The sequence below is a fragment of the Candidatus Poriferisodalis sp. genome (genome assembly GCF_965262965.1).
In the GTDB taxonomy this organism is placed as follows: domain Bacteria; phylum Actinomycetota; class Acidimicrobiia; order Acidimicrobiales; family Poriferisodalaceae; genus Poriferisodalis.
On record NZ_OZ253573.1, the window covers coordinates 3041540 to 3055081 of the forward strand.

Sequence of the window (13542 nt, forward strand, 5' to 3'; positions counted from 1 at the left end):
CATCATAACGGTGGAGTTGATTTAGACATTGACAAGATGTTGATTTATACATCAACTATCTGTCGAAGTGGTGATTTGGCGGTAGGCTTCGTGTATGGAGATGGTCCCGCGTGACCTGAAGCCGCAGATCGGCGCCGCGCTCGACACGTTCCGGGTTGTGGTGCTGCACGGAGCCCGGCAGTGCGGCAAGACGACGCTGGCACAAGCTGTCGCTGCAGAACGGGGAGGCACCTACACCACACTCGACGATCCGCTGGTGCGGGCGGCTGCTCTCGACGACCCTCAGACGTTCTTGCACAACCAGCCGCATCCGCTGGTGATCGACGAGATTCAGCTCGGAGGTGATCGTTTGGTCCGTGCTGTGAAAATGGCAGTCGACGACCAGGGTGGGCCGGGACGCTTCCTGCTGACAGGGTCGACAAACTTTCTCACCGTTCCGACCATCAGTGAATCGCTGGCTGGCCGTGCGGCGATCCTGCAGCTGCGGCCGCTGTCGCAAAGGGAAATCGCTGCCCATGCCGACGTTGTCGACGATCCGGCGGCACCCGGCCGTGCCGGCATTGTCGCAGCCGATTTCGAATCAGCCATCACAGCTTGGTTCAGGGACGATGTGCGGCTGGGAACCTCCGCGGGCACGGCACGGGACGCCTACCTGCGGTTCCTGTGTCGTGGCGGCTATCCCGAACCGTTCGAGCTGACGGGGACATCGAGACGGCGCTGGTTCGACAGCTACGTGACGACGGTGCTGAACCGAGACGTCGTCGACTTGGGCGACCTGCGAGCAGGTCCAGCGCTCGCCCGGCTGATCCGGCTTGCGGCGGCCAGCACAGCCACCGAGGTAAACCTCTCAGACTGGGCTCGGCGCATCGGCCTCGATCGTCGCACCGTCGAGGGCTACCTCGGGTGGATGCACACGGTCTTTCTGATCCATGAGCTGCCGGCCTGGACGCGGAACCGTGCTCGCCGAGCGATCAAACGTCCGAAACTGCACATGGCTGACACCGGATTGGCGGCAGCGTTGCTGCGCCTCGATGCGAGCGGATTGCGCACGCCGACCGCCACGATGACCGGCCCGCTTGTCGAGACATTCGTCGTCAACGAGATCGCTCAACAGATCTCCGCTGCTGATGAAGCCATCGACATGTACCACTTCCGCGACAACACCGGCCGCGAAGTCGACATCGTGCTTGAACGAACCGATGGCAGCGTCGTCGCCGTCGAGGTAAAGGCGTCCGCTTCGCCGGCCCCGAGCCAGCTGCGCGATGTCGCTTGGCTGCGTGACCGTTCGGATCAAACCGAGCCCGGCACATTCGCCGCAGGCGTACTGCTGCACACCGGCACTCATGCCCTCAAGCTCGGCGATCGTCTGTACGTGCTTCCCATCGACCGACTCTGGACATCATCGGGACCGAGCGTGCCGCCGAAGATGCTGACGAGCTGACCCTCGCCGTCGAGAGCGCCGACCCTCCATTCGACTGCTTCCATCCCCCAACAGGCGATCCGCGCTGGCGCGCCTGGCTCGTCGACCTCGCTCCGAAGACGGGCTGACGTGTGGCACAATTGTGACCATGTCCACTGAATCGTTGAGAACAGTGAGGGACCGCTTCTCTGACTTCGTCGAGCGAGTCCACAGCCACCACGAACGGATCGTCATCACTCGCAACGGAACGCCTGCGGCCGTCCTCATGAGTCCCGAGGATCTTGGGTCGATGGAGGAGACGCTGGCGATCCTGTCCGACCCGGATGCGATGGCCGAGATTGCCGAGGGTCTGCGAGCCATGGACGAAGGTGATGTCGTGCGCGGAGCGGAAGCTGTCAGGGCGCTTCGGCCCCAATGATGGGCGAGTCGTACGACCTCGTGGTCGCGCGGCCAGCAGCAGTGGAACTTGCGGAACGGCTTCCGGAGCCAGTTGCCGCCGCTGCCATTGAGTTGATCACGGGGCCGTTGACCGATGCCATTCGGCGTATCGGTGTGCCGCTGCGGGACGAACTTGATGGGCTATGGGGCGCTCGCTTGGGGACGTACCGCGTGATCTACCGCATCGATGAAGCGAATCGGCAGGTTGAGGTGGTCCGCATCTCTCATCGACGGGATGCTTGCCGATCTTGACGCTCCGCAGGTCCGGAACGGACAATCGATACGCGCATCTGACGAGCGGCTCGCAGCAGGAAGAGCGCATCATGAACCACCTGTCTCGCTTGCACCGAACCGGCGAATGACGTGTCGACGACCGCCGAAATCCGAAACGAGCCAGCATTGGGTTCCGCCCCTGGCCGCTCGGCCTTGTCGTTGCGATGCTGCTTGGATTGGGCCTCGCCGGATGCGGGGACGACCCAGGCGGCGACGAGCCGAACGTTGCCGGCGATGTCTATGCCGTCATCATCGACGAGATTGCAAGACAGGGATACATCGGCGAGAACGCCGTCTCCGCCAAGGCGAACAGTCTCACGACGTACACCCAAGTCGGTCAACTCGAACACCGTGTCGACGCGGCAGTGTGGTCCAGCAGAAGTCTTGCCCCAAAACCATGAGTGATTGTCAGTATGTTTTGTGTAGTTTCAATCTGTGTCGCAAGGCAAACATCCGGACAAGGATGTGCGCAAGGCGATCGAGGCACTCGTGGTTGCTGGCTGGACCATCAAGCGACCCAAGGGCCGCGCCGGTCACGCCTGGGGATAGCGCGCTGCCCGCGAGGGCACAGGGAGTGCAGCAAGTCGATATCGAGCACGCCGGCCAGCGCTGGCAACGAGGCGCGTAGGCTGCTGTCGCTGATCGGCAAGTGCGGGCGGAGGCAAGACGGTTGATGGCCACACACCATTTTGAGATCGTCACCGACGGGACGGACTTGCTGAGGTGGGAGACACTCGAAGCTCTCTACGAGGCTGGTTGCACCGATGCGACTATCGGCCACAACACCGTCGAGTTCGACCGCGAGGCACCGTCGCTCGATGAAGCGCTGTGCTCAGCGCGCCAGGCCGTCGAGTCGGTTCCAGGCGTACGAGTGTGCAGCATCCGGCTCGAGCCTGCGCTGACGTAACCATCTCGCCTGCAAGAGTTCCGACGCGAGATGAGCCCCGCTGGCGACAGTGGCTCGCCGACCGCGCTCCAGCCACCGACTGACCCCGTCCCCGAGGACCGAACCGTCTCAGTCCGGGTACACCTGGGTGCGGCGGCGCTTGAGCATGCGGTCCTTGACGCGCCAGCCGTCGGGCGTGCGCACCACCAGGTCGTGGTACGACGCGGTGCCCACCTTGCCGCCGCCGAGCAGCGCCAGGATCCGGAACTTCAGTTCCACACCGTCCGCCGTCTCGTTCACGTAGATGTTGGTCATCGTGTGGGTGCGGGGATGCTCGGCCTCGTCGGCCATGAAATCCCGAATCGCCGTCAAGCCCTCCAGCCGTGGCGCACCCAGATCGGTCAGGTCGAACACGGCGTCGTCGGTGAAGATGGTCCCCAGCCGCTCCCAGTCGCGGTCGTCGATGATGTCGCCGTAGCGGCCCGGCAGCTCGTGCAGTTCGAGGCGGTCAGCAGTATCCATGGCGTGACCCTACGGCACCTGCCTGCATCCCGGCCGCTGTCCAGCCACCCCGTCACGGCGCTCAGCGCAATCGTGGCGGCCAACTTTTCAACGGGCGCTTACGACCGCGTCGACTTACCCAATGGCTGACGCCGGATCGTGGTAGCGGGCGGTTCGGCGTGCGCCTGTCATGCGCAGTGCGCCCGCCTCAACCATTCTGCGCAGAAGGCGTGATGCTTGATCGGGCCCGAGACGACAGAGATCGGCGGCTTCTGCTCGTCCGATGGAATCGTGTTCGGCAACGTACGTCAGCACCATCTGTTCCTGCTGAATCGAGACGAAGCCGCGAGTCCGGACGTACGCGGCTGGTTCGCCCATCTGCCGATAGAGCTCTGCGGCGAGGTGATAGGTGCGTCCCTTGCCCTCGCCTCGGGCTTCGAGCAGTCCGCGCTCTGCGAGGCCGTTGAGCACCGACCTCGCTTGCTGGGCTGCGAGGTGCAACAGCTCGCCCGCACGCACGGAGGTGATCCGGCTCTCAGCGCGCACTTCGTGCAGCACCTGCAATGTCTGGAGATTGAGCGCGTTGTTGTCCCGTGCCGCGGCGGCGGCAAACGCAGCGAGCTCTCGATCCGCCGCGCCAGCCGGCACCTGCGCTTCGACCCATGCTCGGGTAGACCGCGAATAATCCGGCTGGGGCCGCCCCAGCGCCAGTTGATACCGGTAGACGCGGTTCACGCCGCGCCCCGTTCGCTCGACGAGTCCGGCTCGCTTGAACGCGTCGGCAATCAAAGGGTTGCGTGCCTGCGGTGGCGCAGTGAGCAGGTTGTCGATGGTGATGCCATCAGGGAAGCCGCCAGGACTGCTCACTGACAGGGTGGTTCCTTCGATGGCCACTCTGACTTGTCCGCTGAGTGAGTAATCGCGGTGAACGAGAGCGTTGGCGATCAGCTCTCGGACGGCGACTTGGGAGTAGCGCGGGAGACCGAGCCTGAAGAGCCCATCGTCAATCTCTTCTTCTGGGTTGTAGCGGCTCACTGCGTCAGCAAGCTCGAGCATTGCTCGCAGCAGCGGGACGGGCAGGGTCTCGTTGGCTTGGACGGCATCGTGTTCGTCGAGAGCTTGAAATACGACAGCGTGTGTCGGCGCGAACGTCGTCAAGACATCGGCGGTTCCAAACAGCAACGCCGCCCCGAGCGCAGGAACCCCCTCAACGGATCGGAGTCCCAGCGCGGACAGGAGGTCGCGATTGGAGAGTTCGGCCAGAATCGCATCGCCGCCTCCCGCAGCGAGGCGACGGAAGCGGTCAAGTTCGGCGGTGTCCAAGTCGTCGACCGAAAGATCGGCCAACGGCAGGGTCGACAGGTCGCGCACTCCGAGCGCGGAGGTTCGGGCTTGGGCCTCATGGGGGAGCATGGGCAGGCACTGCGGCTTGCCGTCCACATCGATCGCGCGTCGCACATAACGGCCCGAGGTCGTTGCCACAACAGAGGGTGCCTTGGGCACCCGAACAACCAGGATGTCGACGCTGTCGAACTGTTCGACACTCACCTCGACCATGAGAGGGGGCGAGGTCTTGTTGGCCACCAGAGCCTCCACCCGCGGGCTCTGGGTCGTGCTTCCGTGCCGAGGAGCAGCCCCGACGGTGGTTCCGTCATTTTCGACGCCGATCAAGAGCCAACCACCGTCGCCGTTTGCGAGACACACCGCAGCCTCGGTGAGTTCGTCGTCATTGACGTCACGCTTGAATTCGACGGTGTACGTCTCACCACCGGCGACCAACTCTTCGAGATCGTGAGGTGCCATGGGGTGATTATACGCATTCGTTTACGCTTTACGAATTCGGATATCGCAGTGCGTATAAGTTTGTAAACCGTGGTTTACCGCTGGCGGGTTCGCTGAGCCGGCGACGCGAACCTTCAGACGAAGAACCGGTTTGCCATTGCCCGCTGAATCTCGTATATCGAGCCTTCTAGGGGTGCAGGCGGAAGCGGCAACCGAACCGGCACTGCCGTCACCCGTGGCTCGATGGTGGGCTCGCCGGCAACGATCATCCGATCGAAGCTGGCGATGTCGCCGATCGGATGCACCAGCGGAAACGCGTCGACCGCTGCGAACTGGAACAGCAACAGATTCCGTGGGCGCGCCGACCGGTTCGGGGCCGAGCCGTGCACGGCTCGCACGTGGTGAAACGTCATCGAACCCGCGGTGCCAACCAACGGGACCGCCGTCGAGAAATCGACGGGATTCTGGACCGGGTCGATGGCTCCGCTGAAGTATCCATTCGCATGGTGGTCGAAGATCACACCGCGGTGAGTTCCTGGCAGCACACACAGCGGCCCGTTGGCCTCGTCAACGTCATCGAGCAGGACCCCGACGGCAAGCAGATCGTCATTGGTGTGCGGGTAGAACGCCCAGTCCTGATGCCACTCGACCGCTGAGCCACCGCGGGCAGCCTTCATGTTGAGCTTGCTGGTCTGGAAACGAACTCCTGGTCCGAGCAGTTGGGTCAGCACATCGAGCAACACAGGATGGCGAAGCAGCGCCGCCACACTCGGCATGACTGCGTCAGGGTTCTTGATCCGCCTGACCTTCGGGGCCGCCGGGGTGTGGTCGTCCTCGAGGTCGTACACGTCGTCGTTCTCGGATACGGCCGACGCCTTGTCGACCAGTTGCTTGAGCCCGCGGCGGATCGGTTCGAGTTCCGATTCGGACAGGACGTTGGGTACGACCAGATAGCCCTGTTCTTCGTACGACGCCACGTCCACACGAGTCATGACGGTCGTCATTCCCAAACCATAGGGCCGATGCCGCAGCCAAGCTTGTCGTTTGGAGGCCACGCGGATAGGTGACGTCTCGAAAAGCTGCTGTCGCGCACTCTTTGTGCAAATTTGCCGTCTGTGGCGGCATTTCTGCGCAAAGTCGAGAACGGCGGGGCTGTCGGGCATCGCCGCCAAGCTCGTCGCTTAGCGTGAGGGCCGGCACCAAGCAAGGTGAGTTCCGGGGGGGATGCGTGATGGGCGAGTCCAACGTGTCGCCGCCGCCCGATGAGGTGTACGGCTCGCCCATGGGCGGCCAGTAGATGTCGGCAGACGTTGTGCGCCCGCTGGCGATCGCAGGCCGAGTTCTGATCGATCGAACCGTCACCGACGAGGGCGTCGTCCTCATCGCAGGCGACAAGATTCTGGCCGCAGGCCAGCGCAGCGGGATCGAGATTCCGGCGAACGCACGTCGCGTTGACGTACCCGATCGGATCATCTCGCCTGGCTTCATCGACGTGCACATCCATGGGTCGGGTGGCTGTTACGCCGAGGACGACCCGGTCGGCATGGCCCAACATGTCACGAGCGGCGGGTGCACCTATTTCTTGCCGACGCTGATGACGAACGAGTTATCCGCGATGGTCGATTCGGCCGCCAAGATCCGAGCCGCCTCCGGGCTCGTCAGCGATGGCGCCACCATCGGAGGCGTCCACCTCGAGGGACCATTCCTCAATCCCCGATACGGCGCCCAGCGTCCCGATTTCGTTGTCGAGGCAACCCCCGATGCTGTCGAGATGCTGCTCGAAGCGTCGGGCGAAGCGCTGGCAATGGTCACGATCGCGCCGGAACAAGGCGGGGCGATCGAGGCGATCAGACGGTTTGCTGCCGCAGGCGCCGTCGTGTCACTGGGCCATTCGGACGCGACACCGGCTGACTATGCAGCGGCTCGGACCGCCGGCGCCTCGCACGTCACCCATCTCTTCAACGCCATGGAACCCAGGCAACTGCAGAATTCGAACAGCTACGACGGAACCAGGCGAGTCGGACTGGAGGAACTCGCACTCCTCGACGACGACCTCACAGCCGACATCGTGTGCGACTCGACGTGTGCCCACGTGAACGACGCACTGGTGAAGCTTGCATTGCGGTGCAAAGGCGCAGCCAAGCTGACGTTGATCACCGACGCGATGTACGCAGCCGGTCTGGAACCCGGCGTCCATCGGATGAGCGACGGCCAGGAGCTGGTGACGAGCGCGGACGAAGATGTGGCGAGGCTTGCGGGCGGTTGGCTCTGCGGGAGCGTCATGTCGATGTCGAGCGCCGTCCGGAATCTCGCAGCCGTCGCTTCGGTTGCTGTCGATGTCGCGCTGGTGATGGCAACGGAAGCACCCGCGAGAACACTCGGGATATTCGACCGCAAAGGCAGTCTCGCTGCGGGCAAGGACGCTGACATCGCGGTGCTCGACCCCGATGGCAACGTCGAGCACACCCTTGTCGGGGGTCGGCTCGTGTACTCGACCGAACCCGAGGCGTTCCGATGACCGACGAGCAGACGATTTCCGACCTGCGCGACTTGTTCCCGGTCGTGGACCACTGGACGTATCTCTACAACGGCAGCATTCATCCGCTCGCCCGCCCGGTGGCCGCCGCGATGAACAACGTCGTCGACGAATGCGCACGAGGCGGCGAAGATGCCTTCCACGTCGGATACGAACGGTTCGGTTTGCTGAAGGAGCGGCTGGCAGGGCTGCTCCACACCACCTCGGACAACATCGTGATCACCGAATCCACGACTGCCGGTCTCAATCTCGCTGCACAGATTCTCGCCCCGACGCCCGAGCAGAACGTGGTGCTCACCGATCTGGCGTTCATGTCGAGCACGTATCAGTGGCTCGCAAGCAAGTCTGCGATACCCGATATTCGGTTCGTCGAGCAACGAGCCGGACGTGTCGCCCTCGAAGACATCGAAGCGACGATCGACACCGAGACCGCATGCGTTTCCATCTGTGCTGTCACCGTCGGGAGCGGTTTCCGATACGACTTGGCACCGCTGACGAACATGACTCAGGCCGCCGCGGCTCCGCTCGTCGTCGACGCGGCACAAGCGCTGGGCGTGATCGACGTCGACGTCGGTGCAACACCCGTGGATTTCTTGGCCGGCACCACGAGCAAGTGGCTGATGGGACCCACAGGTGTCGGATACCTCTACGTGGCCGATCAGCATCTTGGTGCGACGCCGCCCACCGTCGGCTGGATGTCAGCTGCGAACGTCGACGAGTGGGACGTACGCAATTGCGAGCTGCACGACAAAGCGAGCCGATTCCAAGGGGGCATCCCCAATCTTGTCGGCGTCGCAGGAGCCTTGGCCGGCGTCGATCTGTTGAACGAGATCGGACGACCCTTCATCGAACGGCGAATCAGGGACCTGACGCAGTATCTATTGGACGCGCTGAGCCGGCTGGGCGTCGAGATCTGGACACCGCTGCCGGCCGCCGATCGGGCGGGCATCGTGTTCTTCAGAATCCCCAATGCCGCCGAAGTTCACCTGGAGCTGAAGGCCGAACGCATCTATTGCGGCAGCTTTCTCGACGGCATCCGTTGCGACCCCACCTTCTACAACACCCAAGAAGAACTCGACCGGTTCCTCGCCGTCATCGAGAGAGCGGCCTGACGAGCCCGACGAGCCCCAAGAACGCAGATCAATCCGCCAAGAAATCCTTGACGATCTCGCCCCAGTTCTCGGTCATGTCCAGCTCGATGTAGTAAGCGCCGAAGTACTCGAGCGGCGTGAAGTCCGACAGGTCGTAGACGGGCGAGGGGTTGAACTGCACTACGCCGTCGCCCGCCCTGCACACATGCACCACCACGTCGGTGGTCGTGTTGGTGACGTCGATCAGTTGCATTACGTCGAGGCCGTTGCCGTCGGCGCGCGGGATGACCTTGAGCCGCCAAGCCGGATCGCCCGGCGGCATCTCGTCGGCTGTCGCCTCTCGATGCATCGTCGAACGGACGCTCATCAGCGTCGTTCCGCCGACGATCGTGTTCGTGTACATGACACGCTCATCGAACCCGATCTCGAAGTCCGCGTACACCTTTGGCGTGCCGTAGATCTCGCGGCCCGCTGGGATGCTGGACTTGGAGTTGAGGAACACGACGGGTGCGAACCAGCCCTCGGTGCCGTCATAGGTGCACTTCACCGACAGCACGCTCTCGTCGAACGCGCCGTAGTTGGCAGACCACGGCACGGTCAGGCCGATCGCGGCACACATGCCGTCGGGGCTCGGCTCGAAGCACTCCGGCAGCACCCTGTCGATCGCGTCGAGGCTCGCCCGAAAGTAGACGTGCTGGAACTTGGCACCTCGATAGCGCGCCGGTGGCGCCGGAAAGTACGGCGAGAACGCCGGCATCGACGTGATCTGGTCGAGAGGAATGGCCATCGGATCGGCTGCTTCGGGCGTGTCGAAAGTGCGCAACCGTAGCCCACACCTGCGCCCAAGTTGCCAACTGATGGACGTCTACGGTCAACCGCTCGATCGCTCCGGATTGCTGGCCCACGTCGGTCAGATGTCGCAGGTGGCCGGTGTCCGGCTCGTGACGCTCGCCGACGGCGCCGGGCGCGGCACGCGCCTGTTGGAGTTCCGCAGCGGCGCCGGCCTCGCATTCGAGATCATTGTCGACCGTGCGTTCGACGTGGGCCACGCCTCCGTAGCGAGCCGTGATCACGTGTTGACGCCCGGCTGGGATCGCTTCGGTCCTCCGGAGCCGGGTGTCGCCGAGGACGTCACAGAGATACGGCCCAGCGCCGGAGCCGACGGCCGCGTCTTGGCGACGGTGGTCAACGCTGAAGAGGACCTCGCGGTGTACGAGCACTACCGCTGCGACACGTTGCCGTATCTCGTCCTGTGGCGCATGCTCGGCCAAGGCAGCTATGTCGTCGGATTGGAACCCAGCACCAACGGAACTGCCGGACGTCGTGACGTCCGGGCCAAGGGCGAGCTTGTGGTGCTCGAACCCGGCGAATCACGGGAGTACGACCTCGTGATCGGCGCCCACAGCGGATCGGACGCAGTCGCGGAGCATCTTCGACGCCACAGCTGACCCGGGGCTCGCACACACGCCGAGCGCATGGATGCCCAGGATCCGGGCGCCCGGGCACCGAGGCTCGTCGATCCGTCGATCCTCCCGATCGTTCGATCTTTGCCCCTCGGTTACCATCCCGCGATGTGGCGTTTTGCCGAGCTTCTCGGGATTGATCCGTCGGTGTTGGTCAGCCTCGGCGAGGGCGACACACCACTGTTGAACGCGACCTGCTCGCGGCTGGGCCAGCCCGGTGGCCCCACGGTTTCTTTTAAGGCCGAGTTTCAGAACCCCACCGGCTCGTTCAAGGACCGAATCGCGGCCATGTCGAGCGCAATCATTGCCCGGGACGGGCTTGTCGGTGCCATCGGCACCTCTTCAGGCAACGGTGGGGCTGCGATCGCGGCCTACGGCGCCCGAGCCGGTTACCCCGTCATCTTGTTCACCATCTCGGGCATCGTCGATGGCAAGTTGCAGCAAATCTTGGCCCACGGAGCCACGACGAACATCGTCGCCGAACTCGGCTCCGCCACCGGCGGGGCGCTAGACGTGGCGGAGAGCATCGCCGCAATGGCCGCCGAGCAAGGGTGGCTCGCGTTCCTCACCGGTGCGCGCTACGCCCCCGAAGCCATGCGCGGCGCTGAAACGATTGCGTTCGAACTGATCGAACAACGTGCCACGGCAACTGCGATCTATGTTCCGATAGGCGGCGGCGGCCTGCTCGCATCCATTTGGCGGGGCTACCGGCGCATGGGCGTGGGAGTGGGCGCGGGCCAAGAGATTCCGCGCTTGATCGGCGTGCAACCCACCGGCTGCCCGACGCTCAATCGAGCGCTCGCAGGCACGCTCGATCCGCTCGACGAGGCGCTCACCACCACGATCTCCGGGCTCCAAGTGCCGGTCCTGTTCGACTTCGACGCCACCGCGGCGATCACCGATACCGGGGGGCACGTGGTCGAGGTGACCGACGAACAAGCCTGGGATGCCCAGCGGATCCTCGCCCGTCACGAGGGGCTGTTCGTCGAGCCGGCGGGCGCCACCGCACTCGCCGGGGTTCTGTCCGATCTGGAAGCGCACCGGATTGCGGCCGACGACGACGTGGTCGTCATCCTTTCCGGCGCAGGGCACAAAGATGCGGTGTCGGCCGCACGACTCGGTGGGGACAACCCTCCGCGCCACATCGCGACCGGCGACATTGCGTCCGTGCTCGCAGAATTCGAGGTCTCGCCATGATCGATCACACGCAGCGAAGGGTCGCCGCAGGAACCGGTGGCGGATTCGACGTGTGGACTGCTTCGGCCGCCGAAGACGGTCCCAACGTCGTGGTGCTCGGCGGAATCCACGGCGATGAGACCCAAGGCGTTTTGGCGGCAGGCCGGCTGGCGATCGACGAGACCCGATTGACCCGCGGCAGCGTCGCGATCGTGCCGATCTGTCACGAGGCCGCATTCTCCGCGGATAGTCGCACCAGCGCCATCGATGGCGGCAATCTGGCACGGGTCTTTCCGGGAGATTCCAGCGGAAGTGCGACCGCCCAGATTGCACACCACCTCTTCACCGAGGTGCTCTCCGGAGCGGACTTGTTGATTGATCTGCACACGTCGGGGCAGGACTACGACATGCCGTTCCTGGCTGGCTACCAAGCAGACACGATCACGGCTGACTCCCTGGCCAAACAGGCCGCCTCGGCGTTCGGCGCGCAGTTCCTGTGGCGTCACCCGGGCCGCACGGAAGGCCGTTCGGTCAGCGTGGTCGATCAGGCCGTCTACGTCGAGTGCCCCGGTGGCGGGCCGGTGAGCCCCGCATCGGTCGACGCCTACGTCACCGGCGTTCGACGCGTCCTCGCCATGATGGACATGGTCACCGGCGCACCGCCCGAACCGGCCACCGCACCGATCGACGTCACCGGCGGAGGCGATCTGGATCGCGACATGATCTCGGTTCGTCACGAGGGCCAGTTCCTGACGGATCTGGCGGGTGGAGCGCAGGTCGAAGCCGGTCAATTGCTGGGAACCGTCGTGGCGACCGGCGGGCAGGTACTCGAGGAGGTGCGCGCTCCCGACGACGCCTGGGTGATGGCCGTCAAGAGACGCCCACCGGTGGTCCGCGACGATCTCGTCGTCTGCCTGGCTACCGCTGACGGTTGAGAGCCTCAGAGGATCGGCGGCGATGCCCGCCAGCCCCGACGGCTTGGACTTTGCGCAGAAATGCCGCCACAGACGGCAAATTTGCACGCAGAAAGCGTGACAGCAACTTTCCGAGACGTCGCCTATCCAAGCGGCCGCTAGAGCGACATCCGCAGAGGCCGGTCACGCAGAGCACGTGTCAACGGCGATCATCCGGGCCGAACTCGCCTAGTGGTGAATCCAACCACCGTCCACGGCAACGACTTGGCCGGTCACGAAGGCGCTGTCGTCGCAGGCCAGATAGACGAATGTGCCCGCGAGGTCTTCGGCATAGCCCCGTTGCGGAAGGGACTGGAGTTCGGCCAGCCGCTTGGCGAGTTCATCCTCTGTCTCTGTCTCGAGCTCGACTTCGTACTCTGTTCTGATTGCGCCGGGCATCACGCTGTTCACCCGGATCCCATCCGGGCCGACCTCGCGAGCCAAGGCCCGAGTGAAACCGATGACCCCCGCCTTCGACGCCACGTAGTCGAGGCTCCCCGCCATGCCCAGGTCGACGGTGACACTCGTCACCGTGATGATGCTTCCTCGTGCCTTGCGGAGCATTCCTGGATGCACGGCCCGGCAGCACAGAAACGCGCCGCGAAGATTGACCGCCATCGTGCGGTCCCATTGCTCGACTGAAATCTCGTTCCACGCCGAGCGTTTCGCATATGCAGCGTTGGCAACGAGCACATCGACATCGCCGAAGGCCTTCTGGGCGTCGACGACCATCGCCTCGACTTGCGCTGGGACAGTGATGTCGGCCACCACCTTGATGGCGGCACCGCCCGCGGTGGTGATGCGCGACACGACCTCGGACGCCATGGCATCCATTCGTTCGTCGGGAATGGTGTTGATGACGACACTGGCGCCCTCGCGGGCGAACGCCTCAGCGGCCGCGGCACCGATGCCACGCGACGCTCCGGTCACCAGTGCGACGCGATTGTCAAGTCTTCCCATTTCGACCTCCGAGTGCACGAGCGGATAGGCGGTGATGCCTGCCAGCCCCGACTGCTTCGACTT

15 protein-coding genes are annotated in these 13542 nt (G+C 64.2%); 10 read left to right on the plus strand and 5 right to left on the minus strand.

Annotated elements, in window-relative coordinates:
* Positions 1-94: 94 nt before the first annotated feature.
* From ACQY5K_RS14695 to ACQY5K_RS14715, 5 genes are all read left to right on the plus strand, one after another.
* On the plus strand, positions 95-1441 hold the full coding sequence (locus ACQY5K_RS14695; protein ID WP_428116647.1) for an ATP-binding protein: 1347 nt from the start codon (positions 95-97) through the stop codon (positions 1439-1441).
* Positions 1442-1568: 127 nt separating this feature from the next.
* Entirely contained in the window at positions 1569-1838 is a 270-nt protein-coding gene (locus tag ACQY5K_RS14700) for a type II toxin-antitoxin system Phd/YefM family antitoxin (RefSeq protein ID WP_428116649.1), read from the plus strand.
* On the plus strand, positions 1835-2110 hold the full coding sequence (locus ACQY5K_RS14705; RefSeq protein WP_420445179.1) for a type II toxin-antitoxin system RelE family toxin: 276 nt from the start codon (positions 1835-1837) through the stop codon (positions 2108-2110). Before ACQY5K_RS14700 ends, ACQY5K_RS14705 begins: the two co-directional genes overlap by 4 nt.
* A 185-nt stretch (positions 2111-2295) precedes the next feature.
* On the plus strand, positions 2296-2532 hold the full coding sequence (locus ACQY5K_RS14710) for a hypothetical protein (protein WP_428116652.1): 237 nt from the start codon (positions 2296-2298) through the stop codon (positions 2530-2532).
* A gap of 272 nt (positions 2533-2804) precedes the next feature.
* Entirely contained in the window at positions 2805-3038 is a 234-nt protein-coding gene (locus tag ACQY5K_RS14715; RefSeq protein ID WP_420445177.1) for a hypothetical protein, read from the plus strand.
* A gap of 108 nt (positions 3039-3146) precedes the next feature.
* On the opposite strand, the gene ACQY5K_RS14720 is transcribed toward ACQY5K_RS14715, so the two are convergent.
* The 3 genes from ACQY5K_RS14720 to ACQY5K_RS14730 form a co-directional block, all read right to left on the minus strand.
* Complete coding sequence (locus ACQY5K_RS14720) at positions 3147-3539, minus strand: nuclear transport factor 2 family protein (protein WP_428116654.1); 393 nt, start codon at positions 3537-3539, stop codon at positions 3147-3149.
* A gap of 114 nt (positions 3540-3653) precedes the next feature.
* The gene (locus tag ACQY5K_RS14725; protein ID WP_428116657.1) at positions 3654-5321 is read right to left on the minus strand and encodes an RNA-binding domain-containing protein; all 1668 of its coding nucleotides are present in this window, start codon (positions 5319-5321) and stop codon (positions 3654-3656) included.
* 113 nt (positions 5322-5434) lie between these two features.
* Positions 5435-6304, minus strand: coding sequence for a phytanoyl-CoA dioxygenase family protein (locus ACQY5K_RS14730; RefSeq protein ID WP_428116659.1), 870 nt, complete (start codon positions 6302-6304; stop codon positions 5435-5437).
* Positions 6305-6597: 293 nt separating this feature from the next.
* Here ACQY5K_RS14730 and nagA point away from each other — a divergent pair, with 293 nt between their 5' ends.
* Together nagA and ACQY5K_RS14740 are read left to right on the plus strand one after the other, a co-directional pair.
* Positions 6598-7818 carry an N-acetylglucosamine-6-phosphate deacetylase gene (gene nagA, locus ACQY5K_RS14735; RefSeq protein ID WP_428116661.1) on the plus strand — a complete coding sequence of 407 codons (1221 nt, stop codon included), beginning with the start codon at positions 6598-6600 and terminating at the stop codon, positions 7816-7818.
* Positions 7815-8948, plus strand: coding sequence for an aminotransferase class V-fold PLP-dependent enzyme (locus tag ACQY5K_RS14740; RefSeq protein WP_428116664.1), 1134 nt, complete (start codon positions 7815-7817; stop codon positions 8946-8948). The genes nagA and ACQY5K_RS14740 overlap by 4 nt, the downstream gene beginning before the upstream one ends.
* A gap of 28 nt (positions 8949-8976) precedes the next feature.
* Here ACQY5K_RS14740 and ACQY5K_RS14745 read toward each other — a convergent pair whose 3' ends face one another.
* Positions 8977-9750, minus strand: a complete 774-nt coding sequence (locus ACQY5K_RS14745; protein WP_428116667.1) for an acetoacetate decarboxylase family protein — start codon at positions 9748-9750, stop codon at positions 8977-8979.
* A 34-nt stretch (positions 9751-9784) separates the two neighbouring features.
* Between ACQY5K_RS14745 and ACQY5K_RS14750 the strand changes: the two genes are divergently transcribed.
* The 3 genes from ACQY5K_RS14750 (at position 9785) to ACQY5K_RS14760 (ending at position 12501) form a co-directional block, all read left to right on the plus strand.
* Positions 9785-10375: a DUF4432 family protein gene (locus ACQY5K_RS14750; protein WP_428116669.1), complete on the plus strand. Its 591-nt coding sequence runs from the start codon at positions 9785-9787 to the stop codon at positions 10373-10375.
* 123 nt (positions 10376-10498) lie between these two features.
* Positions 10499-11587, plus strand: coding sequence for a pyridoxal-phosphate dependent enzyme (locus ACQY5K_RS14755; protein WP_428116672.1), 1089 nt, complete (start codon positions 10499-10501; stop codon positions 11585-11587).
* Positions 11584-12501 carry a succinylglutamate desuccinylase/aspartoacylase family protein gene (locus ACQY5K_RS14760; protein ID WP_428116674.1) on the plus strand — a complete coding sequence of 306 codons (918 nt, stop codon included), beginning with the start codon at positions 11584-11586 and terminating at the stop codon, positions 12499-12501. Before ACQY5K_RS14755 ends, ACQY5K_RS14760 begins: the two co-directional genes overlap by 4 nt.
* Positions 12502-12708: 207 nt before the next feature.
* Here the strand turns inward: ACQY5K_RS14760 and ACQY5K_RS14765 are convergent, their stop codons facing one another.
* A complete protein-coding gene (locus tag ACQY5K_RS14765; RefSeq protein WP_428116676.1) occupies positions 12709-13479 on the minus strand; it encodes an SDR family NAD(P)-dependent oxidoreductase in 771 nt (256 codons plus the stop codon).
* Positions 13480-13542 lie beyond the last annotated feature (63 nt).